The organism is Streptomyces sp. SID13031 (genome assembly GCF_010548305.1).
Classification (GTDB): Bacteria; Actinomycetota; Actinomycetes; order Propionibacteriales; family Kribbellaceae; genus Kribbella.
The window spans coordinates 38,070-62,815 of the sequence record NZ_JAAGLV010000001.1; the positions used below are offsets into that span (position 1 = coordinate 38,070).

26 protein-coding genes and 1 pseudogene are annotated in these 24,746 nt (G+C 65.6%); 15 read left to right on the forward strand and 12 right to left on the reverse strand.

Annotated features, from left to right (window positions below; all coding sequences use genetic code 11):
• Positions 1-26 precede the first annotated feature (26 nt).
• From G3I17_RS00160 to G3I17_RS00195, 8 genes are read left to right on the forward strand one after another with little or no spacing between them, the layout of a single operon-like run.
• Positions 27-1,535, forward strand: coding sequence for an ABC transporter substrate-binding protein (locus G3I17_RS00160; protein WP_164592661.1), 1,509 nt, complete (start codon positions 27-29; stop codon positions 1,533-1,535).
• A 13-nt stretch (positions 1,536-1,548) separates the two neighbouring features.
• A complete protein-coding gene (locus tag G3I17_RS00165; RefSeq protein WP_164592663.1) occupies positions 1,549-2,496 on the forward strand; it encodes an ABC transporter permease in 948 nt (315 codons plus the stop codon).
• A complete protein-coding gene (locus G3I17_RS00170) occupies positions 2,493-3,311 on the forward strand; it encodes an ABC transporter permease (RefSeq protein ID WP_164592665.1) in 819 nt (272 codons plus the stop codon). Before G3I17_RS00165 ends, G3I17_RS00170 begins: the two co-directional genes overlap by 4 nt.
• On the forward strand, positions 3,308-4,270 hold the full coding sequence (locus G3I17_RS00175; RefSeq protein WP_164592668.1) for an ABC transporter ATP-binding protein: 963 nt from the start codon (positions 3,308-3,310) through the stop codon (positions 4,268-4,270). The genes G3I17_RS00170 and G3I17_RS00175 overlap by 4 nt, the downstream gene beginning before the upstream one ends.
• Entirely contained in the window at positions 4,263-5,219 is a 957-nt protein-coding gene (locus tag G3I17_RS00180; RefSeq protein WP_203589558.1) for an ATP-binding cassette domain-containing protein, read from the forward strand. The genes G3I17_RS00175 and G3I17_RS00180 overlap by 8 nt, the downstream gene beginning before the upstream one ends.
• The gene (locus G3I17_RS00185) at positions 5,216-6,769 is read left to right on the forward strand and encodes an aldehyde dehydrogenase family protein (protein WP_164592670.1); all 1,554 of its coding nucleotides are present in this window, start codon (positions 5,216-5,218) and stop codon (positions 6,767-6,769) included. Before G3I17_RS00180 ends, G3I17_RS00185 begins: the two co-directional genes overlap by 4 nt.
• 25 nt (positions 6,770-6,794) lie before the next feature.
• Positions 6,795-7,565 carry an SDR family oxidoreductase gene (locus tag G3I17_RS00190; protein ID WP_164592672.1) on the forward strand — a complete coding sequence of 257 codons (771 nt, stop codon included), beginning with the start codon at positions 6,795-6,797 and terminating at the stop codon, positions 7,563-7,565.
• 17 nt (positions 7,566-7,582) lie between these two features.
• Positions 7,583-9,007 carry an amidase gene (locus G3I17_RS00195; protein WP_164592674.1) on the forward strand — a complete coding sequence of 475 codons (1,425 nt, stop codon included), beginning with the start codon at positions 7,583-7,585 and terminating at the stop codon, positions 9,005-9,007.
• On the opposite strand, the gene G3I17_RS00200 is transcribed toward G3I17_RS00195, so the two are convergent.
• The 3 genes from G3I17_RS00200 to G3I17_RS00210 form a co-directional block, all read right to left on the reverse strand.
• Positions 9,008-10,084 carry an XRE family transcriptional regulator gene (locus G3I17_RS00200; RefSeq protein WP_203589559.1) on the reverse strand — a complete coding sequence of 359 codons (1,077 nt, stop codon included), beginning with the start codon at positions 10,082-10,084 and terminating at the stop codon, positions 9,008-9,010.
• 175 nt (positions 10,085-10,259) lie between these two features.
• Positions 10,260-10,958 carry a hypothetical protein gene (locus tag G3I17_RS00205; RefSeq protein WP_164592676.1) on the reverse strand — a complete coding sequence of 233 codons (699 nt, stop codon included), beginning with the start codon at positions 10,956-10,958 and terminating at the stop codon, positions 10,260-10,262.
• A 92-nt stretch (positions 10,959-11,050) separates the two neighbouring features.
• A complete protein-coding gene (locus G3I17_RS00210; RefSeq protein WP_203589560.1) occupies positions 11,051-11,602 on the reverse strand; it encodes a L,D-transpeptidase in 552 nt (183 codons plus the stop codon).
• On the opposite strand from G3I17_RS00210, the gene G3I17_RS39580 reads away from it, so the two are divergent.
• Positions 11,592-12,038: a hypothetical protein gene (locus G3I17_RS39580; protein WP_203589561.1), complete on the forward strand. Its 447-nt coding sequence runs from the start codon at positions 11,592-11,594 to the stop codon at positions 12,036-12,038. The two genes, G3I17_RS00210 and G3I17_RS39580, sit on opposite strands and share 11 nt — an antisense overlap.
• Positions 12,039-12,171: 133 nt before the next feature.
• On the opposite strand, the gene G3I17_RS00215 is transcribed toward G3I17_RS39580, so the two are convergent.
• Together G3I17_RS00215 and G3I17_RS39585 are read right to left on the reverse strand one after the other, a co-directional pair.
• Positions 12,172-12,579 carry a hypothetical protein gene (locus G3I17_RS00215; protein ID WP_164592680.1) on the reverse strand — a complete coding sequence of 136 codons (408 nt, stop codon included), beginning with the start codon at positions 12,577-12,579 and terminating at the stop codon, positions 12,172-12,174.
• A gap of 43 nt (positions 12,580-12,622) precedes the next feature.
• A complete protein-coding gene (locus G3I17_RS39585) occupies positions 12,623-13,420 on the reverse strand; it encodes an SEC-C domain-containing protein (protein ID WP_203589562.1) in 798 nt (265 codons plus the stop codon).
• A gap of 257 nt (positions 13,421-13,677) precedes the next feature.
• On the opposite strand from G3I17_RS39585, the gene G3I17_RS00225 reads away from it, so the two are divergent.
• A complete protein-coding gene (locus G3I17_RS00225) occupies positions 13,678-14,565 on the forward strand; it encodes a LysR family transcriptional regulator (protein WP_164592682.1) in 888 nt (295 codons plus the stop codon).
• A 10-nt stretch (positions 14,566-14,575) separates the two neighbouring features.
• Positions 14,576-16,150 carry a plasmid pRiA4b ORF-3 family protein gene (locus tag G3I17_RS00230; protein WP_203589563.1) on the forward strand — a complete coding sequence of 525 codons (1,575 nt, stop codon included), beginning with the start codon at positions 14,576-14,578 and terminating at the stop codon, positions 16,148-16,150.
• Here the strand turns inward: G3I17_RS00230 and G3I17_RS00235 are convergent, their stop codons facing one another.
• A complete protein-coding gene (locus G3I17_RS00235) occupies positions 16,151-17,398 on the reverse strand; it encodes a DUF1841 family protein (protein WP_164592684.1) in 1,248 nt (415 codons plus the stop codon).
• A gap of 109 nt (positions 17,399-17,507) precedes the next feature.
• Positions 17,508-18,482, reverse strand: a complete 975-nt coding sequence (locus tag G3I17_RS00240) for an aldo/keto reductase (protein WP_164592686.1) — start codon at positions 18,480-18,482, stop codon at positions 17,508-17,510.
• A 170-nt stretch (positions 18,483-18,652) separates the two neighbouring features.
• On the opposite strand from G3I17_RS00240, the gene G3I17_RS00245 reads away from it, so the two are divergent.
• Complete coding sequence (locus G3I17_RS00245; RefSeq protein WP_164592688.1) at positions 18,653-19,402, forward strand: DinB family protein; 750 nt, start codon at positions 18,653-18,655, stop codon at positions 19,400-19,402.
• A 25-nt stretch (positions 19,403-19,427) separates the two neighbouring features.
• Here G3I17_RS00245 and G3I17_RS00250 read toward each other — a convergent pair whose 3' ends face one another.
• Positions 19,428-19,994, reverse strand: coding sequence for a TetR/AcrR family transcriptional regulator (locus G3I17_RS00250; RefSeq protein ID WP_164592690.1), 567 nt, complete (start codon positions 19,992-19,994; stop codon positions 19,428-19,430).
• 94 nt (positions 19,995-20,088) lie between these two features.
• On the opposite strand from G3I17_RS00250, the gene G3I17_RS00255 reads away from it, so the two are divergent.
• Positions 20,089-20,748 carry a nitroreductase gene (locus G3I17_RS00255; protein ID WP_164592692.1) on the forward strand — a complete coding sequence of 220 codons (660 nt, stop codon included), beginning with the start codon at positions 20,089-20,091 and terminating at the stop codon, positions 20,746-20,748.
• 58 nt (positions 20,749-20,806) lie between these two features.
• Here G3I17_RS00255 and G3I17_RS00260 read toward each other — a convergent pair whose 3' ends face one another.
• Positions 20,807-20,986: a hypothetical protein gene (locus tag G3I17_RS00260; RefSeq protein WP_164592694.1), complete on the reverse strand. Its 180-nt coding sequence runs from the start codon at positions 20,984-20,986 to the stop codon at positions 20,807-20,809.
• A gap of 79 nt (positions 20,987-21,065) precedes the next feature.
• Between G3I17_RS00260 and G3I17_RS00265 the strand changes: the two are divergent.
• A pseudogene (locus tag G3I17_RS00265) lies at positions 21,066-21,732 on the forward strand (YdcF family protein).
• A gap of 67 nt (positions 21,733-21,799) precedes the next feature.
• Here G3I17_RS00265 and G3I17_RS00270 read toward each other — a convergent pair.
• Genes G3I17_RS00270 through G3I17_RS00280 form a run of 3 tightly spaced genes read right to left on the reverse strand, consistent with a single transcriptional unit; the run spans position 21,800 to position 22,861 of the window.
• The gene (locus G3I17_RS00270; protein WP_164592696.1) at positions 21,800-22,030 is read right to left on the reverse strand and encodes an immunity protein YezG family protein; all 231 of its coding nucleotides are present in this window, start codon (positions 22,028-22,030) and stop codon (positions 21,800-21,802) included.
• Positions 21,996-22,139, reverse strand: a complete 144-nt coding sequence (locus G3I17_RS00275) for a hypothetical protein (protein ID WP_164592699.1) — start codon at positions 22,137-22,139, stop codon at positions 21,996-21,998. Before G3I17_RS00275 ends, G3I17_RS00270 begins: the two co-directional genes overlap by 35 nt.
• A 32-nt stretch (positions 22,140-22,171) precedes the next feature.
• A complete protein-coding gene (locus G3I17_RS00280) occupies positions 22,172-22,861 on the reverse strand; it encodes a hypothetical protein (RefSeq protein WP_164592701.1) in 690 nt (229 codons plus the stop codon).
• 727 nt (positions 22,862-23,588) lie between these two features.
• On the opposite strand from G3I17_RS00280, the gene dcm reads away from it, so the two are divergent.
• Positions 23,589-24,734 carry a DNA (cytosine-5-)-methyltransferase gene (gene dcm, locus G3I17_RS00290; protein ID WP_343238174.1) on the forward strand — a complete coding sequence of 382 codons (1,146 nt, stop codon included), beginning with the start codon at positions 23,589-23,591 and terminating at the stop codon, positions 24,732-24,734.
• Positions 24,735-24,746: the final 12 nt, after the last annotated feature.

Consider the following 24,746-nt stretch of genomic DNA (forward strand, 5'->3'; position numbering starts at 1 on the left):
CGCGCATGATGGTCAGAGGAGTTCGCGTGAAGTCGTATTCCCCCCGCGTGGTCGCGCTGCTCGGCGCCGCCCTGCTGGCCGTCACGGCCGCCGCCTGCTCCGCGGGCTCCGGTACTTCGTCCGGCTCATCGCCTGGTGGCGACCAGTCGCTCGTCGTCGGCCTGGTCGCCGAGCCGGCCAGCCTCGACTTCACCACCACGGACGGTGCGGCGATTCCGCAGGTGCTGCTCGGCAACGTCTACAACGGGCTCGTCAAGCAGGACGAGGCCGGCAAGATCGTGCCGGACCTGGCCAAGTCGTGGACCGTCTCCCCGGATCGCAAGACCTACACCTTCGAGCTGGTGGACAACGCCAAGTTCACCAACGGCGCCGGCTTCACCGCAGCCGATGCCGCGTTCAGCATCAACCGCGTGAAGACAGCGTGGACGACCTCGCTCAAGGCCGCGATGGATGTCGTCGCCGACGCCAAGGCGGTCTCGCCGACCCAGTTGCAGGTGACGCTGAGCAATCCGAGCAACGGCTGGCTCTTCCGGATGACGACCCGCGTCGGCGCGATGTTCTCCCAGAGCGGCGTCGACAAGCTCGCCACCGATCCGGTCGGCACCGGACCGTACAAGTTCGGCAGCTGGAAGCGCGGCGACTCGATCGTGCTGCAGCGCAACGACGCCTACTGGGGGACGAAGCCGTTCTTCAACCAGGTCACGCTCAAGTACTTCAAGGACCCGACGGCGCTCAACAACGCGCTGCTCACCGGCACGATCAACGTCGTCGGCACGGTCCAGGCGCCGGAGGCTCTGACCCAGTTCACCAGCAACAGCAAGTACCAGGTGATCGAAGGGACGACCAACGGCGAGGTTGTCCTTTCGTTCAACAATTCACGCCCGGTCTTCAAGGATCTCGCGGTCCGGCAGGCGATCCGCCAGGCGATCGACCACAAGGCGCTGCTCGACACCTGCTTCGCGGGCCGCGGCAAACTGATCGGCAGCATGGTCCCGCCGACCGACCCGTGGTACGAGGACCTGACCGGCGTCGCACCGTACGACAAGGCGAAGGCGACCGCCGCCCTGAAGGCAGTGGCCGGTACGACGCTCCGGCTCCGGCTCCCGACGTTGCCCTATGCAACGTCTTGCGGCCAGGTGGTGAAGAGCCAGCTGGAGCAGGTCGGACTGAAGGTCACGATCGACCAGCTCGAGTTCCCGGCGGCCTGGCTGACCACGGTCTTCAAGAACGCCGACTACGACATGTCGATCATCGCGCACGTCGAGCCGCGCGACCTGGGCGCCGTCTTCAACGCGAAGTACTACACCCGGTACGACGACCCGACCCTGGTCGGCCTGCTGGCCGCGGCGGACTCCGGTGACGAGGCGGCCCAGGTCGACAACATGAAGAAGGCCGCGCGGCGACTCTCGGAGCAGGCCGCGGCCGACTGGCTGTTCCTGCTGCCGAACCTCGTCATCGCCGACAAGAACCTGACCGGCCTGCCCACCAACGCGATCACCGAATCCTTCGACCTGTCCCGCCTCGCCCGATCCTGATGGTTCTGCCCTGATGATCCTTCGCCTGGCCGAGCGCACCGCGGTGCTGGTGATCAGCCTCGCGGTCGCCTCGGTGCTCGTCTTCGGCTTCATGGCAGTACTCCCGGGCGACCCGGCCCGGGTCGCGCTGGGCGTGAACGCGTCCGACGACGCCGTCGCGCAACTGCGCCAGCAATTCGGACTCGACCGGCCACTGACCACGCAGTACGTCGACTGGCTGGGCGGGTTGCTGCACGGCGACTTCGGTACGTCGTACGTGTCGAAGGTTGCCATCGGCCCGCAAGTCGCCGACCGGTTCCAGGTGACGCTGTGGCTGGTGGTGGTCGGCATGGTCGTCGCGCTGGTACTGGCCGCTCCCGCCGGAACGGTGATGGCCGCGCGGCATCGCCGGCTCTCGGGTCTTGCTCTCTCCGCTCTCTCACAACTCGGAGTCGCGATCCCGGCGTTTCTCGCGGGGATCTTGCTGATCATGCTGTTCGCGGTGAAGCTCGGCTGGCTCCCGGCCAACGGCTGGACGCCCCCAGCTGAGGATCCCGGGATGTTCTTGAAACAGCTGATCCTGCCGGCGCTGTCTCTCGGGATCGTCCAGGGAGCCGTGCTGACTCGCTACGTGCGTAGCGCCGTGCTCGAGGTGCTGCGCGAGGACTACCTTCGGACAGCGCGGGCCAAAGGATTGCGGCCGTTTCCCGCTTTGTGGCGACACGGTCTGCGCAATGCGGCGGTGCCGGTGGTGACCGTACTCGGGTTGCAGTTGGCGACCTTGCTGATCGGGGCGGTCGTGGTCGAGCGCGTCTTCGTCATCCCCGGCCTCGGCAGCCTGCTCCTCGACGGCGTCTCCAACCGCGATCTGCTGCTCGTCCAGGACGTGGTGATGGTCCTCGTCGTCGCAGTACTGGTCGTCAACTTCCTCGTCGATCTCCTGTACGTCGCCTTGGACCCCCGGTTGCGGGTGACGCGATGAGGCGCTGGAACCCGAGTCTCGTCGTCGGCCTGGCGATCGTCGGTTTGATCGTGCTGACCGCCCTACTGTCGTTCGTCTGGACCCCGTACGACGCCACGCTGGTCGACCCGGCTGTCAGGCTGGCGTCGCCGTCATGGGCGCACTGGTTCGGGACGGACAAATTTGGGCGGGACGTGTTGAGCCAGCTCATGGTCGGCTCCCGGACGACGCTGTTCGTCGGGTTGGTGGCGGTCGGGGTCGCGGCGGTCATCGGCGTACCGGTCGGGATCCTCGCGGCGATGACCCGGCGCTGGGCGAGCGAGGTCGTCATGCGCGCCAACGACCTGTTGCTGGCGTTCCCGGCGTTGCTGTTGGCAATCATGTTCGGAGCGGTGTTCGGCGCAAGCACGTTGACAGCAATGGTTGCCATCGGCATCGCTACCGTGCCGTCGTTCGCCCGGGTCATCCGCAGTGGAGCGTTGCAGGTGATGCGGACGGAGTACGTACTGGCGGCTCGAGCTGCTGGTCGGCGGCCGTTTCCGATTGCTCTGCGACACGTGTTGCCGAACGTGACGAGTCTGGTCACCGTCCAGGCTTCGGTGTCGTTCGCGATCGCAGTACTGGCCGAGGCTGCGCTGTCGTTCCTCGGCTATGGGACGCCACCGCCGACACCTTCGTGGGGACGGATGCTGCAGGAGAGCCAGGAGTTCCTCTTCAGTGCACCGCGATTGGCGGTCTTCCCCGGCGTAGCGATCGCGATCGCAGTACTGGGCTTCAATCTGCTGGGCGATGGCCTACGCGACCGGTTCGATCCGAAGCTGGAGGACCGGCGATGAGCGACGTACTTCGGGTGCAGGGGCTGACCGTCACCGTGCGGGACAAGACGCTCGTGCAGGACGTGGACCTGACCGTCGGGCCGGGGGAGCGGGTCGGGCTGATCGGGGAGTCCGGGTCCGGCAAGTCGCTGACCGCGTTGAGCATCATCGGCCTGTTGCCGGAGGACGTCCACGCTGCCGGCTCTGTGCGGTTGGCCGGCGTCTCGCACGAGCTACTCGGCGCCGACGAGCGCCGGATGTCACGCGTACGGGGACTCCAACTGGCGATGGTCTTCCAAGAGCCGATGACCGCGCTCAACCCGACGATGCGAGTCGGCGACCAGGTCGCCGAGGCAATGCTCATCCACCGAACGGTCCCCGGCCGCCGAGCCGCCCGCGTTGCCGCTCGCGAACTCCTGGCGCGAGTCGGGTTGGCCGAAGCCGCGAGGACCTACCCGCACCAACTCTCCGGTGGCCAACGGCAACGAGTGGTCGTAGCGCTTGCCCTGGCCAACGACCCCGCCTTGCTCATCTGCGACGAGCCGACCACCGCACTGGACGTCACAGTGCAGGCGATGATCCTCGACCTGATCATGAAGGGCGTCGCCGCTCGTGAGTCTGCGTTGTTGTTCATCACCCACGATCTAGCGGTTGTCGCCACCGTCTGCCAACGAGTCCTGGTCATGTACGGCGGCCGAGTAGTGGAGTCAGGCCCGGTGGGTGAGGTCTTCACGAACCCCCGCCACCGCTACACCCAAGGCCTACTAGCCGCCTCCGACCTGGACTCAGCCGACGCCCGCCTCCCCACCATCCCCGGCAATGTCCCCGCCGCGGGCCACTTCCCATCGGGTTGCGTCTTCCGAACCCGCTGTACCTATGCCACGGACACGTGCGCCGAGGTCCCACTGTGGGAGGGCACCCCGTCCCACGGCTTCGCCTGCCACCACCCAGCTCCAGCCCTGGAGCCCACCCATGCCTAACCCCCCGCACCCCACCGACCCGCTGCCGGACGACTCTGCCGAGCGACCGCAGGACCACGCGGCTTCCGCAGGCGCCAAGGACCGCGTCGTAGGCGCCCCCCGTCCCGAGCCCAGCTCCGGCGAGCCCGCGATCCGCGTAGTCGACGTCCGGCGCGACTACCCCCGCCCGCGCACCTCTCTGCTCAAAGCAGCACCCACCGTCCACGCACTGCGCGGCGTCAGCCTCGAAGTACAGGCGGGGGAGCGATTCGGAATCGTAGGTGAGTCCGGCTGCGGCAAGTCCACCCTGCTCCGGATCATCGCCGCCCTGGACCGCGCCACCTCCGGCCAGGTAGTTGTCGAAGGCACCGACATCACCCGCCTCCCGGAACGCCGCCTGAAGTTCCTCCGCGAGAACCTCCAGCTCGTCTTCCAGGATCCGATGAGCTCCCTCGACCCGCGCATGCGAGTCCGCGACATCATCGCCGAACCCCTCGTAGTACAAGGCCATCCAGCCTCCGGAGAGCGCGTTCGCGAACTCCTGGACGCAGTCGGCCTCTCCGCCGACGCAGGCGACCGCTATCCCCACCAATTCTCCGGCGGCCAACGCCAACGCATCTCCATCGCCCGAGCCCTGGCCCCGCGCCCACGCATCCTCATCGCCGACGAACCGGTAAGCGCTCTCGACGTCTCCGTCCGGGCCCAGGTCCTCAACCTCATCTCTGACCTGGTCGACGAACTCAACCTCACCCTCGTCTTCGTCTCCCACGACCTCTCCGTCATCAAGCACGTTTGCGACCGAGTAGCCGTCATGCACGCCGGCGAGATCGTCGAAACCGGCCCCACCGGCCAGGTCTACGCAACCCCCACCCACCCGTACACCCGCCGCCTGGTCTCCGCCATCCCCACCCTCCCGCGAGCTTTGGCCGGCGCCACCACCACAGACCTCCTGAGAGGAGCCGCCGAATGAACTTCCCCGAAGGTCTACCGATCGGCTCCGACTGGCTGCCCACCTTGACCACTGCTCCAGTACATTTCCCGTACGACGGAAGCGTGGTGGCCCAGGTGCCGATCGGCACCGTCGATCTCGCGCGCCAAGCACTCGAGAACGCGCTCTCCGTCCGAGCCGAGGTTGGCCGCCTGCCCTCCCACATCCGCCGCAAAGCCTTGCAGGGAGCGCTCTCCGCCGTCGCCGAACAACGCGATGCCTTCGTAGACCTCCTGGTCCTGGAAACCGGCAAGCCCTTGGTCGACTGCAGAGTGGAGGTAGAGCGCACCCTCCTGACTCTGGAAACCTCAGCCGAAGAAGTAGCCCGCCTCCACGGTGAAACCGTGCCACTCGACCTCCTGCCGAGCGGCGAAGGATTGCAGGGCTTCTGGGTCCGCAAACCGATCGGCGTGGTGGTCGGCATCACCGGCTTCAACTATCCACTCCTACTCGCCGCCCACAAGCTCGCCCCCGCCCTGGCCGCCGGCTGCCCCATCATCGTCAAGCCCGCACCGCAGACCCCATTGGCGACGCTCTGGCTGGTCCACCTCGTACGAGAAGCCTTGGTCGCCGCCGACGCGCCCGCTACCGCCGTGCAGTTGGTGACCGGCGGCGCAGACGTAGGCGCCACCCTCACCACCGACCGTCGAATCGGCGCCGTCTCTTTCACCGGCTCGGCCGCAGTCGGCCACCAGATCGCCCGAGACGCCGCCCCAATCAAGGTGCTACTCGAACTCGGCTCCAACTCCGCTCTGGTGGTAGCGGAAGACGCAGACCTGGCCGCGGCCGCGGACGCCGTAGTACGGGGTGGCTATTACGCCTCCGGGCAAGCCTGCATCAGCGTCCAACGAGTAATCGTCGTCGAGTCGGTCCGAGCAGCCTTCCTAGCCGAACTAGCTCCCCGCCTGGACCAGGTAGTCGTCGGCGACCCCCGCGACCCAGCCACCCGAGTCTCGGCCCTGATCGACGTCCGCTCCACCACCCGAGTTCGCACCTGGATAGCCGAGGCAGTCACCGCCGGCGCCACCCTCGCCCACCCCAAACCCAACTCTTCGGCCCCTGCATCGGCACCGCCTGCGCCCGCCTCGGTCGGAGGTCCCGCGCCGGCCTCCGCGCCCGGCAGCGACACCGCCACCGTCCGCGTCCCGGCTCCCGCGTTCACGGGCGACGGGGTCATCCGGCCGACCGTCCTCCTCGACCTTCCGCCCGGCCAGCTGGTCTGGGACGAGGAGATCTTCGGCCCGGTGATCGCGATCCGCTCGGTACCCGACATCGCCACCGCCTTCGAGACCGTCAACGCCTCGCGCTACGGCCTGCACGCGAGCGTTTTCACCAGCTCGCTCGAGACCGCGTTCGCCGCGATCGACCAACTCGACGTCGGGGGAGTGGTCGTCAACGAGGTCCCCGGCTTCCGCTCCGACGTGATGCCGTACGGCGGCGTGAAGGACTCCGGTACCGGCCGCGAAGGCCCCCGCTTCGCCATCGAGGAACTGACCACCACCCGAATGGCAATCATCCGCCCGAAGCCTTGACCGACACCTCGAGGAAGGATCCACGATGACCGACTATGCGAACCTGTTCCGGCTGGACGGCAAGCACGCGGTCGTCGTTGGTGCAGGCAGCGGGATCGGCCGCGAGTCCGCCCTGGCCCTGGCCGCCCACGGTGCCCGCGTCACCGCCGCCGACCGCGACCTAACCTCCGCCGAGCAGACCGTTGCGCTCGGCAACGACCTAACGCCGTACCAGCTGGACGTCCTCGACGAAGCAGCAGTCATCCAATCGGCCCAAGACCTCGGCGACGTCGACGTACTCGTATTCACCGCCGCGACCAACGTCCGCAAACGCATCCTCGACTACACCGGCGAAGAGTTCGACCGCGTCGTGGCACTCAACCTCCGCGCGTCGTTCGACCTCATCCGCGCCTTTGGCGGACCCATGGCAACCCGCGGCCGCGGCAGCATCATGGGCTTCAGCTCGATCCGCGCAACCACCGTCGAGCCCGGCCAATCGGTGTACGCGGCAACCAAAGCCGGCCTCGTCCAGCTCTTGAGGACGGCCGCCGCCGAACTCGGCCCCAACGGTGTACGCGTCAACGCCATCGCCCCCGGCGTGGTCGAAACCCCCCTCACCGCCCAAATCAAGGCCGACCCAGCCTGGTACGACGCCTACGCCCAGAAGAGCGCCCTGGGCCGCTGGGCCACCCCGAACGAACTCGCTGGCGCAGTCGTCTACCTCGCCTCCGACGCCTCCTCCTTCGTCACCGGCAGCGTCCTCCACGTCGACGGCGGCTGGACCGCTGTCGACGGCCGCTTCACCCCTCCGAACTGACTCGCCTGGAGCCCAAGATGACTGAGAGCCTGGCCGACCTATCTGCCGTCGAACTCATTTCCCGTTACCAGGAAGGCTCTCTGTCGCCCGTCGAGGTACTAGAGGACGTGCTCGCCCGAGTCGACTCCCTCGAGCCAAAGCTCTGCGCCCTCTACGCGCCGGACCCCACCTCGGCCCGCGCCGCAGCCCGCGATTCGGAGTACAGATGGCGTACAGGCGACCCAGTCGGCCCACTGGACGGCGTACCGATCACCATCAAGGAAAACATCGCCACCCGCGGCACCCCAGTACCGCAAGGAACAGCAGCAACCGACCTGACCCCGGCCACCGAAGACGCACCCGCAGCAGCCCGCCTCAGAGCAGCCGGTGCGCTCATCTTCAGCAAGACCACCATGCCGGAGTACGGCATGCTCTCCTCCGGCGTCTCCACCTTCCACCACCTCTCCCGCAACCCGTGGGACCTCACCCGTACTCCGGGAGGCTCCAGTGCAGGCGCTGGCGCAGCAGCCGCCGCCGGCTACGGCCCCATCCACCTGGGTACCGACATCGGCGGCTCCATCCGCCTCCCTGCCGGCTGGTGCGGAGTAGTAGGGCTCAAACCAACCCACGGCCGAGTAGCAGTCGGCAACCCCTACCCGGGCAGAGCAATCGGCCCCCTAGCCCGTACTGCCGCCGATGCCGCGCTAGCGCTGACCGTCATGTCCGGCCCCGACCGCCGCGATTACACCTCCCTGCCACACCTCGCCGACAGCTACAACCCAGCCCCAGACCTGCCACACACTGCCGGCGACCACAGCTCAGCCCTAGACCCGCGTGGCGTCCGCATCGCTCTACTACTCGACGCGGGCCTAGGCCTCCCGGTAGACCCCGAGGTAGCTGCAGCAGTCTCCGTCGCCGCAGCCCTGCTGGAGAAGGCCGGTGCCATCGTCGAACCGATCCCGCCGATCATCACCCGCGAAATGCTCGATGGCCTCGACCACTTCTGGCGCGTCCGGTCGGCGTATGACATCAACGCTCTCCCCGAAGACCGCCGCGCCAAGGTACTCCCAGAAATTCGCCGCTGGGTCTCGACCGCCACCGACCTGACCGCCTTCGACGTCTTCCACGGTCACACACAGATGCACGCCATGGCCGTGGCTGTCGACAAGGCCTTCGCCGACTACGACTTCATCCTGTCCCCGGTCGCCCCGATCACAGCCTTCGCCGCCGATCTCGCCTACCCGACCGACGACCCCCTGAAGCCCTTCGAACACATCGCCTTCACCGTCCCGTACAACATGTCCACCCATCCCGCCGCCACCATCAACTGCGGCTTCTCCACAACAGGCCTCCCCATCGGCCTACAAATCGCCGCCCCCCGCTTCAACGATCTGGCGGCACTCGGACTGGCCGCCTTCGTCGACTCCGCTCAGCCAGATCACCGCCCTTGGCCGAGCACCTGATCAGGCGAGCCTGAGCTGTGGGCGGTGATCGCTGCCGGCCTTCAAAATCTCCACGAGCACAGGCTCGGGAAGATGCAGCTCATCAGCCAGCTGGTCCGACCCGAAGCCAGACTTCTCCAACAACTCAAACGTGAGCTGCAGCAAGGTCGGTGCCTCGATCGCCGTCAGCGGCCCTGGCTCCGGAAACCCCCACTCGTTGAGCTGTTGCATGCCCCGTCGATACGCATTGGGCGTCAGCACACCAAGGTGATGCGCCCGATAGACGAGCGCCTTCAACGAGACACCCCACCGCTGCTTGAGATGATGCAGCTTCTCCCAATCAAGCCGCCGGGGGAGCTCCTCGACGATCTCGTCCGCCGGCATCAGGAACTCCGCCGCAAACGAGTCCGCCTCCTTCTCCACGATCCGCGACCCCGGCGCGGCATCGAAATGCATCACCAGATGAGCAAGCTCGTGCGCCGAATCAAACCGCGCGCGGGCAGCATCAGCCTTAGCCGGATTGAGCAGCACGACCGGCCGAGTAGGCAGATGCGCCGAGAACGCATCGACCGATTGCGAGATCTCCGGCAGGCGCAGTACCAGAACCCCCGCCGCCTCGAGCATCCTGACGACGTGCGGCACAGGTCCGGCCCTGAGCTCGAAATGCGCGCGGGCCTCGGCCGCCAACTTCGCGATGTCCGCAAGATCAGGAGCCTCCGGCGCCCGCAGATCAGGCAGCAACAGATGCGGCAACTCAACATGCTGCTCAAGAGCAGTCAGTACATCGGCCGCCAACTCGGCGAACGCAAGCGCCCGATCCCGCTGAAGCTGACTAGTCGTCCGCAGACTCCTGAAATGCGGACTCGAAGCCGACCCCGGCTGCAACGACCGCCCCAACGTGAAGAACTCACCCGGCACCCCGAGCGCCAACGCCATCGCCGCTACCAACGGCAAAGTGGGCCTCGTCTGCCCGCGCTCGAACTGACTGACCGCCGCCGGAGTAACCCGAATCAGATCAGCCAACTCAGTACGCCGAAGCCCCCTGAGCCGCCGAGCCAACGCAAGCCGAAGCGGATCAAACCGCACCGCAACCCCCACGGCTCGCCGCTCCTTCGCACCCGACTCGACGCGCACAGCAACCTTCGCGGTGCGGCGCTCCGCAGGATCTGACTCGAGGCGTACGGCGACATCCGCGGACGGGCGACCCTCAGGATCCGGGTCGAGGCGTGCGGCAGTGTCCTCGGACCGGGATTTCTTCGGGTCCGAGGTTGGCTCAGGCGCCATCGTTTCCGGCCGCCTGCTGCTCGGTACCACGGAGACGGACGGCGATCGGCGGTACCGGACGTTGGTCGAACCGGTCAGCGTCGTACCCAACCGCCGGCACGATGGGGAGCTGATCACCGGGCAGATCCCGATGCACCAACTGCACAGCGAACCACGGCCCGGCGCCATCCTTGGTGTCCCGCGGAAAGCCCAGGTGCGCGGCAACTTCGCCCGTCTCGGCGTCACCAGCCCAGGCGAGATGCAGATACCGCGGCGACCCCGACGCCGCGTTCGCCGCCAACTCGACATCCGGCGACTCGAACCCTTCGAACAGCTGGAGCTGTTGGCTGTTCGCCGCCGGCCCCTGATGCCTGGTCGCGGAGGAGTCCCAGTCGATGGAGTACGGGTCCGCAAGTACGGTCTTCCCCGGCAACTTCGAGGCGCGTAGTACCCGCCCGAGATGGACAACCCGCAGCGAGTTGCCCTGCAGATCGGCGAGCACGTCCCTGCGTTGAGCAAACTCCTGGACGGTCCTGTTCGCGTAGTTGCGCGCCGACCCCATCCCCAGCGTCACGGCATCATCGCCGAGCGCCGGTTCGTGCCGATCGAGGTTGGTACGCCAGACGTCGCGCAGCAACCCGATCAGCTCGGGCAGCACACCACTGGCAGTCCAGTCGGACGCCACCTCAGCGAGCAGCTCTTCATGCATGCGACCAGTTATAGCGGAACCCCCGGACAGTTGCCGGGAAATCAAGTGGGAGTGTCGCCAGATCCTCGGGGAGATCGCACTTTCGTCGAGGCTCAGTACTTCCCGTAGACCTGGACTTTCGTACCGATCGGGGTCTCGGCGAAGATCTCGTGGATCTGTGGGCGCATGACTCGGACGCAGCGATGGCTGGCCGGGTAGGTCTTGATCAACGAGTTGACCCGGCTGCCGTGCAGTGCGATCCCCGGCCGGTCCTTGAGGAAGTAGATCGAGTCATACATGTACGCGTCGTCATACAGGCTGCTCTCATGCGCCCCGGCCCACTTGCGCCAGACCGTACCGGTGCGGTTGGGCGTCTCGTACCCCGGCCCGCCGGTGGACACCCAGACGATCCGGCGAATCTCCTTGCCGACGATCTGGTAGAGCACCAGGCAGGTCTTGTTGACATAGATCCCCGGCGCCTTGTTCGCTGCCGGCCGCTTAGTTGCCGTCAGCACCGATCGCACATCCTCAGCAGTCAGCCCACCGCGACTGACGGGCATCCCATTCGTCTCCCGCCACGCACACAACGCCTGCTTGGCCCGCTTGGTGATGTCACCGTCGACATCTCCCACGGGATACCCAAGTGCATCGAGCTTGGCCTCCACCTGCTTCGCGTACGCCGCCACGGGCCGCGGCTTCGGCCTGACCGTCGGCTTCACGGTCGGAGTCGCGGTCGGCGCCGACGTGGGCTGGCCGGTCGGCGTACCCGGCGTACCCGGAGTACTGGGCGTGCCCGAAGTACTCGGTGTGCTTGACGTGCTGGGCGTACTCGAGGTGCTCGGCGTGCCGCTAGGCGTGGTACTGGGTTCCGCCGTCGGGCTACTGGACGACGGCGCGGAAGCGCTCGGCGTACCGGAAGAACCCGAATCGGCCGCCACATCCGCGCATCCCGTCAACGTGATGGCAAGCAGGGCGGTACAAGCAACGAGACCACGTCCTCGAGACACGATTCCCCTTTCCGTCGGCACTTCTCAGACTCGCAGAGGGGCAGCGCCATCAGCCGAAGACCCGCCGTACGCAACCGCCGCCCGCCGAGGCTAGTACCAACACCGGTTCCCGCACTCACCCTTCCCCACACCCGTCACCGAACCGTTGCCATCGGCCTCATCCCGCTCCCACAACCAAAAGGCAGGCCGAACCCCAAGGGGTCGGCCTGCCTTTCGGAAAGCTCGATTCAGAGCCCGAGATCCCTGAGGAACTCCGGCTTGTAGGCCTGCATCACCACGTACCGCGGATCGGGCGTCTCCACACCCTCATAGCTCGGCTCAGGCGCACCCGCCTCATCCACCGGCGTACTGGGGTCGACCCACTCCTGCTTGGCATGACTCCACCGTGTCAACGTGAAATCCGCACTCAGCCGATCATCAGCGACAAGCTCGCGCACAGTCTTCTCAGCCTCACGCGCATCGCCCTCGGTGTTGGCATAGATCAGCAACCGAGACCCATCCCGAGTCACCGTCACCTGCCCGCCAAGCCGCTTCTCCGCCGCATGATCAAGATCAACCGCCCGCAACCGCTCCAAGAACGACAACCCATGCTCAGCGTCATCCAACTCAACCTCAACACGGTACTCATCAGCCATAACCCCTACCCTACCGACCACAGGACCAGGATCCGCGCAGCCCTCAACCTGGCGGCCAGCCACAGCACTTCTTGTACTTCACCCCAGACCCACACCAACACGGCTCGTTGCGCTTGGGTGGCCACTCGACCCTCGCGCCCCCGTCATGCCCGCTGACGATGGTCTGGAGATCCTCGAGGTGTCTGGCGTCGTCGGTGAGTCCTTGGAGCCGCTTCCAGTCGGCGAGGCTCATCCTGTTCGCGACGATCCGCCCTCCGCCCCTGGCTCGAAGTACTGCTTCGATTTCGAGGTAGTAGGCGTCGGGTTGCTCCGGGAAGGTTCCTCGTGGTCGAGACTGGGTCAGCGCCGCCAGCGCTCCACGATCCCAGAAACGAGGTTGCTCGTCGGCCACCTGGCTCTCGGCCACTAGGTCGAGCAGTCTCCAGCTCTTGGCCATGCCTTCGGCGGAGTCGATCCCGATGAGCAGATCGGCGTCGGAGAGTGGGATGTCGAGTTCCCATTTCAGCCTGCGGCGGGCTGCCGCCAGGTGAAGGTACCCGGCTGCATGTACTGGGCTCCGAAGGCCTTCGGGTGTGATGGTTTCCATCGCCAGCAGATACATGCCGAGAGCCAGTGCCGGCTTGTGGTCCTCGACTATCTCGATGGCGCGCAGCCACGGCTCGCTCAAGAATGTTGCACTGGACAGCACGGCGTTCAGCTCGGCATAGGCATCAGCATCCTCGTTTTCATCGAAGAGATACTCGGCGTGGTCGAGGTGAGCCTGATCGGCGTCCTCACCTCGATCGTCGGACAGGGCGGGGGCACAGCAGGCGCGGAGCTTCTCCGCGATCGAATCGTCCATGCCAGAGAAAATATGGACTTCCCACCTCAGCCGCGGACCTCTTCCAAACCTGTGGACAACAGACCTGGTCAGCCCGCATTTCGCCTCGCGTGTACCGAAGGACAGGCAGTAGTCGTCAACTAACCGGTCTGCCTCGCCTGACTGAGCGGCGCCATGTCTCTGATGGACGACTACTGCCTGTTCTTCGGTACGCACCCATCCCGCCAACATCTGCCACCGAAGAATCAATGGATTTCCATCACCTATACTTCTGAGTCATGGAGCTGAGGCATCTCGAGCACTTCGTCGCCGTCGCCGAGCAGAAGCACTTCACCCGCGCCGCCGAGGCGATGTCGATCTCGCAATCCGGCCTGTCGGCGTCGATCCGCGCCTTGGAACGCGAACTCCACGCTTCCCTCTTCGTCCGCAACACCCGCAGCGTCGAGCTGACCGAAGCCGGCCGGGCCCTCCTCTGCGAAGGCCGCCGAACCCTAGCCGCCGCCGAGGCAGCCAAGGACGCGGTAGCCGCAGTACAGGGCCTCCTCCGCGGCCACCTAACCGTGGGCCTCGAACAATGCCTAGGCGTAGTAGACGTCCCCGCCCTGCTCGCAAAGTTCCGCTCGGCGTACCCAGCCGTCGAGATCGAGGTCCGCCAAGGCGGCTCCACTCCCATGCTCGACGAACTAGCCTCAGGCCGCCTCGACGTCGCGTTCGTGGCCACCGCCGGCCACCCCATCGACGGTCTTGACCTGCGCCCCCTCTCCAGAGAAGACATGGTCATGGTCTGTTCGGCAGAACACCGCCTAGCTTCGGCCCCGACAGTCACTCTCCAGGACCTAGCGGGGGAGTCCTTCGTGGACTTCGACCCCAGCTGGGGCGCCCGCGCGATCGCCGACCACGCCTTCGCTGCAGCAGGCGTCAGCCACCCCGTAACCATCGAGGTCAACGACGTCCACACCCTCCTGGCCCTGGTCAGCCACAACCTAGGCGTAGCCCTGGTCCCAGAACGCATAGCCGCCAAACGAGGCGACCACATCACGGTGCCACTAACCCCCAACTCAGCCGACTCCTGGCAAGTCTCAGTAGCCATCCCCACCGGCTCCGCAGCAAGCCTCGCCGCCGACGCGCTAATAGGCATGCTCCCCACCACGGCAGGCGAAAGATAGCCTTGCCCGCATGGCGCGCAAGCACAATCCTCAGCTGTCCTCGGCCGATCAGGAGCTGTTGAAGCAGTTCCAGACGAGTCTTGTCGGCCTGAGCGCCGACCAGTTGGGCAAACTGCTTCCGCAGGTACTAGGCGCCATGCCAGGGATTGTGATGCCAGGGCTGGATCCGTTCGCCCGAACGGCACCCCCGTCGAGACGGCGAGCTCGCCGTAAGAAGGTGACCACCTACCGGGTCCGCGTCGATCTCGCCGAGACCAAGCCTCCGGTGTGGCGGCGGCTGGAGCTCGCCTCGGACCTGTTTCTGAACGAGGTCCACGACATCCTCCAGACCGCGTTCGGCTGGACCGACAGCCACTTGCACGAGTTCGCCTCGGGCAAGGACTACTACGACCGCTCGGCCGAGCACTACCTTTGTCCGTTCCAAGCCGACGAGGGCGAGATCGGCGTACCGGAAGAGGACGTTCGCCTCGACGAGGTCCTCGCCAAGCCGGGCGACAAACTCATGTACCTGTACGACTTCGGCGACGGCTGGATGCACGTCATCAAACTCGAAGCCGAGCTGCCGCGGGACGATTCCGCTCCCAACGCCGTCTGCATCGGCGGCCGCCGTCCTAGCCCGAGCGAGGACTGCGGCGGTGTAGGCGGCTTCGAGCTGATTAGCGCTGCCCTCGATCCCGGCCATCCGGAGCATGCCGAGGCCGTCGCCGAGTTCGCCCACCGGTACGGCGAGGACGTCAACCCCGCGGATTGGGCGCCTACCCCGTTCGACCTCGAGCGGATCAACAGAATCCTGGCCGATCCCAGTGACAAAGGCCTGACCGGTCTCAACGGTGACCAGTCGGATCTTCCCGGACCGCTAGGCGAACTCGCTGACGCGATCCGCTCCAGAACCCAGCAAGACCTGTTCCAGCAGCTGATCGAAGCCGCGGACCTGGATGCCCCTGTTGAGATCGACGCCGGCACCGCGGCCCGGATGGTCTCGCCGTACAACTGGTTGCTGGACCGCGTCGGGGATGACGGCATCAAGTTGACCGGCGCCGGGTACTTACCGCCCGTCCACGTAGAAGCCGCCATGGCCGATCTCGGGCTGGGCGCAGAATGGTTCGGCAAGGGTAATCGTGAGGTCCAGACCATGCCCGTACTCCACCTCCGAGAGTCAGCACAGGCTATGGGTCTCCTGCGCAAGCACCGCGGAACACTCGTGCTCACAAAGCGTGGGCGTGCCGTCCGCACCGATCCGCTCGCACTGTGGTGGCACCTGGCCGAACAGATGCCACCAGCCTCCAGGGACGCTTGCGAGACCCAAGCCGGGCTCATCTTCCTGGCCACGCTTGCCGCAGGATCCACCGATGCTCGGAACAGGACGATCGCGGAGATTCTCACCGCGATCGGCTGGGCGCTCAGCGATGGAACGCCATTGACGCCCTCAGCTGCCAGCCGGGCAGCCTGGGACACCAGCACCGCCCTGCACCGCCTCGGCGCCTTCATCGAGGAGCGAGGCACCTACGGCCGGCCCGACAAAGTCACACCGGAAGGCGTGACCTTCGCCAGGGCTGCCCTGCGCACCTGGCCCGGCCGTGCGTAGTCAATTGATCGTGTCGCGGCCAAGCTGATCGAGCTCGGCGGCGTATCGCTCGCTGTCGAAGGCCTTCTCACCCATCAAGCTTCCGTGTAGCTGCGTCATGGCCACATATCCGATGGCGTGCAGGATGTTGTGCCTGTCCTGGCCGAGGTCACGAAGTCTCCGCGCTGCTTGCCACGTCTCGGGCGGGTCGTTGTCCCACATTTGGTTCGCGACGATCTCGTGCATCACCAGGTGCAGTCGCGGATTCACACCGTCGACCTCACCCTCGAAGCCGGGGTCGGCGAGTGCGTCGTGGTACTCGGGATGTTCGCCTTCGATCAAGATGCCGCGTTCGTCCGGGTCGTTCGGATCCAGTTCCGGGAAGTCGTCGTCACCAACATGCGTACCGAAGTACGGCATCGCGAACATTCGCCGCTCGATCGCGTCCTGCAGGTCATCAATGCCTTCTACCTCTGAGAGGCCGGCCAGCAGAGCACGTCCGACCGGCACGTTCTCGTCATAGGTTTCGTCGAATTGTCCGGCGCACGTCCGGGCGACTTGGAGGACCTCGTCGAGTGCAGCAGACGACAGACCCTGTCGGGATCCGGCCCAGCTGATCCACGCCGGCATCATCCGCTGCATCATTGCCCGGTCCTCGGGGTCCAGGACTGCCTTCTTCGGAAGCCAGCCCAGCAGGAAGATCTCGATCTTGACGGGGCTCACTCGCAGTACTTTCGCGCCGTCATAGTCGGCGCCATAGTCGACGATCAGCCGGGCGCAATACTCAAGGCTATCGCCGGATGGAAGGTCAGCTGCTTCAGGCGAGGCGAGGAACTCGCGGACAACCTGCTCGCGTGCTCCTTCGCTGATCTCGGCCGGCTCCGCGAGTGGCGATGGCTCGGGAAGCGCCCGCAGCCGGGCCAGTGCGAGGGCCCGCAGCCCTGCAAAGTCCGGCGAGACCTCTGGCTGCCAGGTCTGGTCGGTAGCGCGAGCCAGCGCGAGCGCCGCGGCCGTCCCCGGCCTCCTGCGCGTCTGCTCGACCAGGGCTCCCAGCGGTTCGAGGTCCTCTTCACCGAGCTCACCCGCTTTCCACCCGTGACCGCAAAACATCGATACCAGCATTTCCGCGCCGAGTGGATCCGCGTCAGCGGCCGCCTGGCCGAACTGCTCGAATACCTCGCGCAGCACACTGGCCTGGTCCGGCACCGCATGGAGCCGCCCCCGAGGCTGCTTCTTGCTCGGCTTCTTGCGACCGCGACTCTTCGGCATAGCCCAACTTTCGCAAGGCGACGCCTCAATCGCCAACCTGGGTCACCCGGACGTTTCGCGAACCGCTGTCGGGTGTGGCTACACCGGGCCACACCCGACGTGCGGTGACTTACCAGGCGTAATCCTCGGGGGCGGTCTTGTACCCCGGGAAGATCTCGTCGAGCTTGGCGAGTGCCTTGTCGTCGAGCTTGAGGTCGACCGCACGAATCGCCGACTCGAGCTGCTCCATCGTGCGCGGCCCAACGATCGGCCCGGTTACGGCCGGCTGGTGCAGCAGCCACGCGAGAGCGACATCGCCAGGCGCATGCCCGAGCTCATCGGCAAACGCCTCGTACTCCTCGATCTGCGGCCGCATCTTCTCGACAGCTTCCTTGGCGCGCCCTTCGAGCCGGCGCACGCCCTCGACGTCCTTCCGCAGGACACCGCCCAGCAACCCACCCTGCAACGGCGACCACGGAATCACGCCGAGCCCAAACTCCTGCGCCGCTGGCAACACCTCGCGCTCCACGTCCCGCACGATGAGGTTGTAGATCGACTGCTCGCTGACGAGCCCGGTGTAGTTGCGCTTAGCTGCCTCGGCCTGAGCCTGAGCAATGTGCCAGCCCGCGAAGTTGCTGCTACCGGCGTACAGGATCTTCCCCTGCTGTACTGCGACCTCCATCGCCTGCCAAATCTCCTCCCAAGGAGTGGCCCGGTCGACGTGGTGGAACTGGTAGAGATCGATGTAGTCCGTCTGCAACCGCTTCAGGCTTGCGTCGAGCGCGCGGCGAATGTTGAGGGCGGAGAGTTTGCCCTCGTTCGGCCAGCCTTCGCCCATGTCGCCGTAGACCTTGGTGGCCAGCACCGTCTTGTGCCTGTTGGCGGGGTCCTTCGCGAACCACTCACCAACGATCTCCTCCGTCCGTCCCGGGTAGATAGACCGCCCGTACCCGTTCGCGGTGTCGAAGAAGTTGATCCCAGCCTCATGAGCCGCACTCATGATCGCGTGCGAGTCCTCCACGCTCGTATGCGGCCCGAAGTTCATCGTCCCCAACACGATCCGACTAACCGACAACCCCGTACGCCCAAGCTGAGTGAATTCCATACTCCCAACCTCCCTCGCCCGCGCCGAGATTTCCAACAGTAGAATCCACTCAGTTCGATCACTCAGTCTTCTAAGTCGAGCGCAGACCCCGGTACGCCGTACTGCGTGTCTGCCCCGAAATCCTGGGTCCAACGTGGCGTCGGCGGGGATGGGTGCAGGAGACTGCTTCGATGGCTGCTGAGTATGTTCAGAGTGATCAGTTCCGTGGCGCGCGTATCCACCTGTGCGACCTTGCCGGCCTCGAGATCCGCGATTGCGAGGTCAGCGGTCTGAAGATCGTCGACTGCTACGGGAGCGACGTCTCCCTCGGTGGCGACTTCGAGCGTCTTGTCGTGAACGACGTCGACGTGACCGCGTACGTCGAGGCCGAGCTCGACCGGCGGCACCCCATCCGGGCCCTGGCGCGTGACGCCGCGTCCGCCGACGACTACCGGGCTGCTTGGGATGCCATCGAGACGCTCTGGGCCGCGACGCTCGACCGCGCCAGGCTGTTGCCCGAGGCCAAGCTGCACGAGCAGGTCGACGGCGAGTGGTCGTTGGTCGAGACTCAAAGGCACTTGCTGTTCGCCAGCGACGCCTGGCTCGGCAGCGCCGTGCTCGAGGAAGAAGCGCCGTACCACCCGTTGGGCTTCCCGGCCGGCGGGATGCCGCCCGACGATGCGGCAAAGCTCGGACTCACCCTCGAAGCCACCCCGACGCTCGACGAGGTGCTCGCGCCGCGACTCGCCCGCATGGCCACGATGCGGCGCGTCGTCGACGGACTCACCGAGACCGAGCTCGATCGGATCTGCGGCCGCAAGCCGGCGGACCCGTACCCCGACCAGGAGTACGTCGTACGCCGCTGCCTCAAGGTGGTACTGAAGGAAGAGGCCGAGCACCACCGCTACGCAGTACGCGACCTCGCCGTACTCGAGGCCTGAACCGGGGGAAGGGGCTACGTCGGCGCTATGGCCGTAATCCCTGAAGCAGAATCTGCAGGTAGCGCTCGGCCGTGTCAGGCGGCGTGCCCCGGGATGCCTGATGCAGACCGGTCAACAACCTGCGGAGATCGTGCCCGTCGACGCCGTCCCGGATCGCGCCGGCGCGGCGGGCAGCCCGGACCATCAAGACCATCGACTCGATCAGGTCGGCGCTGAGTCTCAGTACGTCGTCGCAGGTGAACTCCGGTGACGCGAGGACGAGCGCGAGGGCAGGGTCGCCGAGCTGCAACTGCTGGGCTCGGCGCATCAGGTCCTCGAAAGCGACAGTGACATCCGTACGCTCAGCTGCGACCCTCACCTCTTCGACCAGCACTCGGAAGCTGTCGATCGCCAGCGCCTCGAGCAGTACTTGAACAGTCGGGAAGTGCCGGTAGACCGTGCCCACCCCGACGCCGGCGCGGGCTGCCAGCGCGTTCATGGACAGCGTCGCGGCACCCTCCGCGAGCTCCTGGCGGGCGACTGCGATCACACGCTCACGAATGCGAGCCGAGTCGGCCCGCAGATTCGGCGGATCGGCGAGTGACCTGATCACGCTCCCGACAGTAGCATCAGTGGATTATTTATCCGCTGAGTGCTACGTTCGCTGAACGGATAATCCATCCGATCAGTAGCTTCAAGGGGCGTCGATGATCGAGGAACTCGAGCGGCTGCTCACCTATCGCCGCAGCTGCCGCGGCTTCACCACCGAACAAGTACCGCGCGCCGACATTCAGCGTCTACTCACTGTCGCTCAACGCACACCCTCCTGGTGCAATGTGCAGCCCTGGCAGGTCGAGATCACGTCGGGCGAAGCAACCACCAAACTGCGCGAGGCATTTCTCGAGTCGTTCGATGGATCAGGCACAGACCTCGACTTTCCCGCCGGCTACTCGGGCGTCTACAACGAGCGTCGCAGGGCGGTTGGATGGCAGCTCTACGAGGCAGTCGGCGTCACCCGGGGCGACCGTGAGGCATCTGGCCGCGAAATGCTCCGCAACTATGAGTTCTTCGGTGCACCACATCTAGCGGTCATCACCACCGAGGCCGAACTCGGGGTCTACGGCGCGATCGACTGCGGCCTGTATATCGACTCATTCCTCTTAGCCGCCCAGGCATTGGGACTCGGCACCTGCGCCCAGGCCGCAGTGGCCAGCCGCTCCCCGCTGCTGCACGAATGGTTCAACCTGCCAGACAACAGGCAAGTTATCTGCGGCATCGCCTTCGGGTATGCCGATCCCAATCACCCATCGGCCCACTTCACCTCGACAAGAGCCCCTCTGAGCGAAGTAGTCACCTTCCACGAATAGGACCCTGGTCCATGCCCGGTACGCCGTACTGCGTGTCCGCCTGCCGAGGCCCCTGATCTCATAGGGTCATCCCCATGGCGACCACCAAGTTCGATGTCGGCGGCCACAAACTCGCAGCCGAGATTTCAGGCGAGGGGACCCCGACGATCGTCTTCAGCTCTGGCAGTGGCAATGCCACCACCAATCCCTTGCCGCCGACCTCGGCGCCACCCACAAGGTCGCCCGCCTCGGCGGTCATTATGTCCAGAAGGACGACCCGACCCTCGTCGCCGAAACGATCGACGACCTGATCGACGCAGCCCGTAAACGCCTTGCAGGTGGCTGAAACCGAGCAGGACCCAGCGAGTGAGCACATCAAGGACGCCCAGCTGATCTGGGACTATCACCAGCTGCATCACCAGCTGCGGCCTGTCGATGTAGGTATCGGCCTGGGCAGCCACGATCTCGGTGTTGCGACCTTCGCAGCTCAGCTCTACCAACGAGTGCTGTTCCCGACTCTTGTCTTCACCGGTGCGAATAGCCGAACGACCGCGGCTCGGTTTCCTCGGGGTGAAGCGGTCCACTACCGCGAACACGCCATCGGTCTCGGCGTACCGGCTTCTGAGGTGCTCGTCGAACCTCGGGCGACGAATACCGGTCAGAACATCGCCTTCACGCACGACCTTCTCGCTGGCCGTGCGGAGTCCGTCGGGTCAGTGCTGTTGATCTCCAAGCCATACATGGAGCGCAGGGCCTTTGCGACCTGTCAGAAGGCGTGGCCAGACGTCGAGGTCATCTGCGCGTCAGAACCGATCGAACTCATCGACTACGTTGCTGGCATCGGCGACCCACAACTCGTCCTCGACATGCTGGTCGGCGATCTGCAACGCGTGATCGAGTACCCCAGCTCTCGGCTTTGCGATCGAGCAAGAGGTGCCGGACAACGTACGCGATGCCTATGAGCGTCTAGTCGATGCCGGCTACACCAGCCGTTTGATGACCTAGCCAGACCGCGACGGGTGCCAGGCAGGCAACTTGGCCTCGTCGCGAGGGAACAACTGCTGGTCTTCGATCAACAGATCCGAATCAGCATCCCGTCGAACGGCGGGTTGTCATAGTCGAAGTCAGCATCGAGCTGTCCTGAGCTATCGAGCGTCAGCCGACCGTTGTACCAGGTGCCCTTGCCTTCCTGATACATCGCTTCACGAAGGTCGGCTGCAGCGTCATCACCGTCATCATCGAGCTCGCAGTCCTGGTCGATGATGACGTCAGCCCTGGTCGCACTCGCGCTGGTTGAAGTCATGCAGCCCGCCGCGGAGATCTCTAATTTCCAGCTTCCGCCAGCCGTCTGACCCCGACCGAGCCAGCGACCGCCCGACCGCAGCCAGCAGTTCCTGTGCTTCACCGATCATGCGTTGAGCTCCCTCGCTTCGGCCTTTGTCGATCAGAGGGTGAATGTCCAGCGACCGTTAGGGCTTGTTAGTGTGCTTTGCTCGGGGCTGAGTTCCACGCGCAGGTGATCGAGTGAGAATCGGCCGGACGAACTCCAGGTCTGCTGGACTCGCTCGAGGTCATCCCAAAGGCGGCGTGGACCACTTTGGTGGACAACTTGGCCGGCGCCTTCGGCCCGTGCCCAGGATCCGTCTGCGCCGAGAAGCCAGATGACCTCAGAGCCGTCGTCAAGCGTGGCTGATCGGTTCTCTACCTTCGGGCTGTCGAGCTCATAGAGGCAGCGCAACTGCCAATCGGTCCACAGGTTCGGCAGAGGGCCGGCGAGATCTCGGACGTCGTCACCGATCGCATCGCGCGCTCCCGTGTAGACCTCATCGAGCAGGGGCGGGTAGTTAGCTTCCTGCCGGGTTCTCATGAAGCTGGCGGGATCCGCCTGGACTCGTCCGCGCGCGATGCCGTAGTCCTGCATCTCTGCGCTGATGAGCAGCGAAGTGCCTGCGATGGTGGTGACAATCCGACCGCCCGGGCGCAGAGATTCCAGCCAGCTGCGGGGGACCGGTCGCACGGACACCGTCGCGAGGATCCGGTCGTACTCGCCACCAGGCAGAGGACCTGTCGTGTCACCAACCTCAATCGTTGGCGTCCGACCAAATGCGGCCAGGCGTTCTCTCGCCGCCTCCACGAGATAGGCGTCACGTCGACGCTGGTTACCTGATCGTCCCCAAGCCGATGACTCAGCAATGCAGCCGAGTAGCCGGATCCAGTGCCGACATCCAGCACTCGTTCCGCCGGCTGCGGGTCGAGCAGATGCAACACCCGAACGATCAATCCGGGAAGGGTCGACGAAGACGTAGGGAGACCAGCCTGTCGATCAGCTTGGTTGGCGTGGTCCGCATGGACAGGCCCACTCGTGTCACTAGCGTCGCGTCGCCATAGAACTGCGCCCATGGATCTTCCTTCTCCGGTACGACGGGACGTCACGCGAACGGATAGCTATCGGGAACCGGTTCCCACCATCTCGGCACCAACCGATGCCGCGGCGTCGCGCAGACGGCGTTGTGCCATTCCGGTGCCCCGGACGTCACATCATCGGCGAGCTGGCGAGCCGCGTTCGTCCAGTCGGTCACTGGCCAGTGATCCTCTCCATGCAGTGCGTCGACGACCGCGTTCGTCCCGCGGGCGAGTCTGCGCTGACCACGAGATAGACAGTTGTCCAAGTTGGTTAAGTCGAACATTTGTTCTACTGTTGAGTGATGGATGCCCGGCGGCAGGATCCGCGCTTGAGAGTCTCAGCTGAAGCGGTGCGACCTGCGGCCGATGCTCATCGTGAAGGGACGTTTCCGGCTCGGGGTGACGGCGCACCGGGGGCAGTCCAGGGATTGTCGGCGGGCGCGTGGCAAGATTCAGATGTGCCGACTACATCCCTGCCGCAGCCAGTTGGCGTAGCCGAGTTCTTCGCCGGGATCGGCCTTATGGCACGCGGCCTTGAGCTGCGCGGATTCCGCGTGGACTGGGCGAATGACATTGAGGCCGCGAAGAGGGATCTATACCTCGCGAACCGGCCTGATGCCCAGAAGCTGTTCCACCTCGGCGACGTCCGTGATGTCCGTGGTAGTGACATGCCCAGCGCCGAGTTGGCAACTGCATCGTTTCCGTGCATAGACCTCAGCCTCGCCGGGAACAGGAAGGGCCTCGCAGGAACCCAGAGCGGGATGTTTTGGGAGTTCGCGAGAGTGCTTGAGGAGATGGGCTCGGCGCGTCCGCGCGTCACCCTCCTCGAGAACGTGCACGGCTTTGCCACCAGCCATGGCGGCCAGGACTTGAGCAAGGCACTGGTGCGGATGTCCGAGTTGGGCTATAGCTCAGACGTTATCGCAATCAACGCTCGTCACTTCGTCCCCCAGAGTCGCCCACGCATGTTCGTCATCGGTGTTCGAAACGATCTCCCCAAGGGTGCCCATGTCGGTGTCCCCCCACTCTCCGACGTGCGGCCGCCGTGGGTTCGGGCCATCTTCGAGCGACACCCCGAACTCCCAATGCACTACCTCGACCTCCCGGACCTTCCGGCTGGACCGGAGGACCTCAGCGGTGTTGTTCAGCGTATGGAGTCCGGTGACCAACGGTGGTGGGACGCAGAGAGGACCTCAGCGTTCGTCGGGAGCCTCAGCGAGCGCCAGGCAGCGAGGCTAGAGGCGCTACGCGGTGGGAACGAGACGACCTGGAGAACGGCCTACCGCCGGACCCGCGGCGGCGTGGCGACATGGGAGATCCGCGCAGACGGTATCGCCGGCTGCCTGAGGACTACGGGCGGCGGCTCGTCCAAGCAAGCGCTGGTTCAGGCTGGCCGGGGTCAGGTGCGCTGTCGGTGGATGACGCCGCTCGAATATGCGCGCCTGATGGGCGCGGGTGGATTCAAGACCCGGGCGCGGACCGACAACCAAGCGTTGTTCGGGTTCGGCGACGCAGTCGTCGTCGACGTCATCAGTTGGATTGCCGACAACTATCTGTTGCCCGCTTTGCGGCCGAATGGGGTTGGCGTCAGCGACGCCGTCTAGAGTCGGCCCGCC

Coding starts and splice junctions, on each gene's coding strand:
- G3I17_RS00180 (WP_203589558.1), top strand. CDS start 4,263: ATGCCTAACCCCCCGCACCCCACCGACCCGCTGCCGGACGACTCTGCC.
- G3I17_RS00245 (WP_164592688.1), top strand. CDS start 18,653: ATGGCTGCTGAGTATGTTCAGAGTGATCAGTTCCGTGGCGCGCGTATC.
- G3I17_RS00225 (WP_164592682.1), top strand. CDS start 13,678: ATGGAGCTGAGGCATCTCGAGCACTTCGTCGCCGTCGCCGAGCAGAAG.
- G3I17_RS00260 (WP_164592694.1), bottom strand. CDS start 20,986: ATGACCGCCGAGGCGGGCGACCTTGTGGGTGGCGCCGAGGTCGGCGGC.
- G3I17_RS00170 (WP_164592665.1), top strand. CDS start 2,493: ATGAGGCGCTGGAACCCGAGTCTCGTCGTCGGCCTGGCGATCGTCGGT.
- G3I17_RS00175 (WP_164592668.1), top strand. CDS start 3,308: ATGAGCGACGTACTTCGGGTGCAGGGGCTGACCGTCACCGTGCGGGAC.
- G3I17_RS00195 (WP_164592674.1), top strand. CDS start 7,583: ATGACTGAGAGCCTGGCCGACCTATCTGCCGTCGAACTCATTTCCCGT.
- G3I17_RS00255 (WP_164592692.1), top strand. CDS start 20,089: ATGATCGAGGAACTCGAGCGGCTGCTCACCTATCGCCGCAGCTGCCGC.
- G3I17_RS00240 (WP_164592686.1), bottom strand. CDS start 18,482: ATGGAATTCACTCAGCTTGGGCGTACGGGGTTGTCGGTTAGTCGGATC.
- G3I17_RS00275 (WP_164592699.1), bottom strand. CDS start 22,139: ATGATCGGTGAAGCACAGGAACTGCTGGCTGCGGTCGGGCGGTCGCTG.
- G3I17_RS00215 (WP_164592680.1), bottom strand. CDS start 12,579: ATGGCTGATGAGTACCGTGTTGAGGTTGAGTTGGATGACGCTGAGCAT.
- G3I17_RS00190 (WP_164592672.1), top strand. CDS start 6,795: ATGACCGACTATGCGAACCTGTTCCGGCTGGACGGCAAGCACGCGGTC.
- G3I17_RS00235 (WP_164592684.1), bottom strand. CDS start 17,398: ATGCCGAAGAGTCGCGGTCGCAAGAAGCCGAGCAAGAAGCAGCCTCGG.
- G3I17_RS00185 (WP_164592670.1), top strand. CDS start 5,216: ATGAACTTCCCCGAAGGTCTACCGATCGGCTCCGACTGGCTGCCCACC.
- G3I17_RS00205 (WP_164592676.1), bottom strand. CDS start 10,958: ATGCATGAAGAGCTGCTCGCTGAGGTGGCGTCCGACTGGACTGCCAGT.
- G3I17_RS00165 (WP_164592663.1), top strand. CDS start 1,549: ATGATCCTTCGCCTGGCCGAGCGCACCGCGGTGCTGGTGATCAGCCTC.
- G3I17_RS00230 (WP_203589563.1), top strand. CDS start 14,576: ATGGCGCGCAAGCACAATCCTCAGCTGTCCTCGGCCGATCAGGAGCTG.
- G3I17_RS00270 (WP_164592696.1), bottom strand. CDS start 22,030: ATGACTTCAACCAGCGCGAGTGCGACCAGGGCTGACGTCATCATCGAC.
- G3I17_RS39585 (WP_203589562.1), bottom strand. CDS start 13,420: ATGGACGATTCGATCGCGGAGAAGCTCCGCGCCTGCTGTGCCCCCGCC.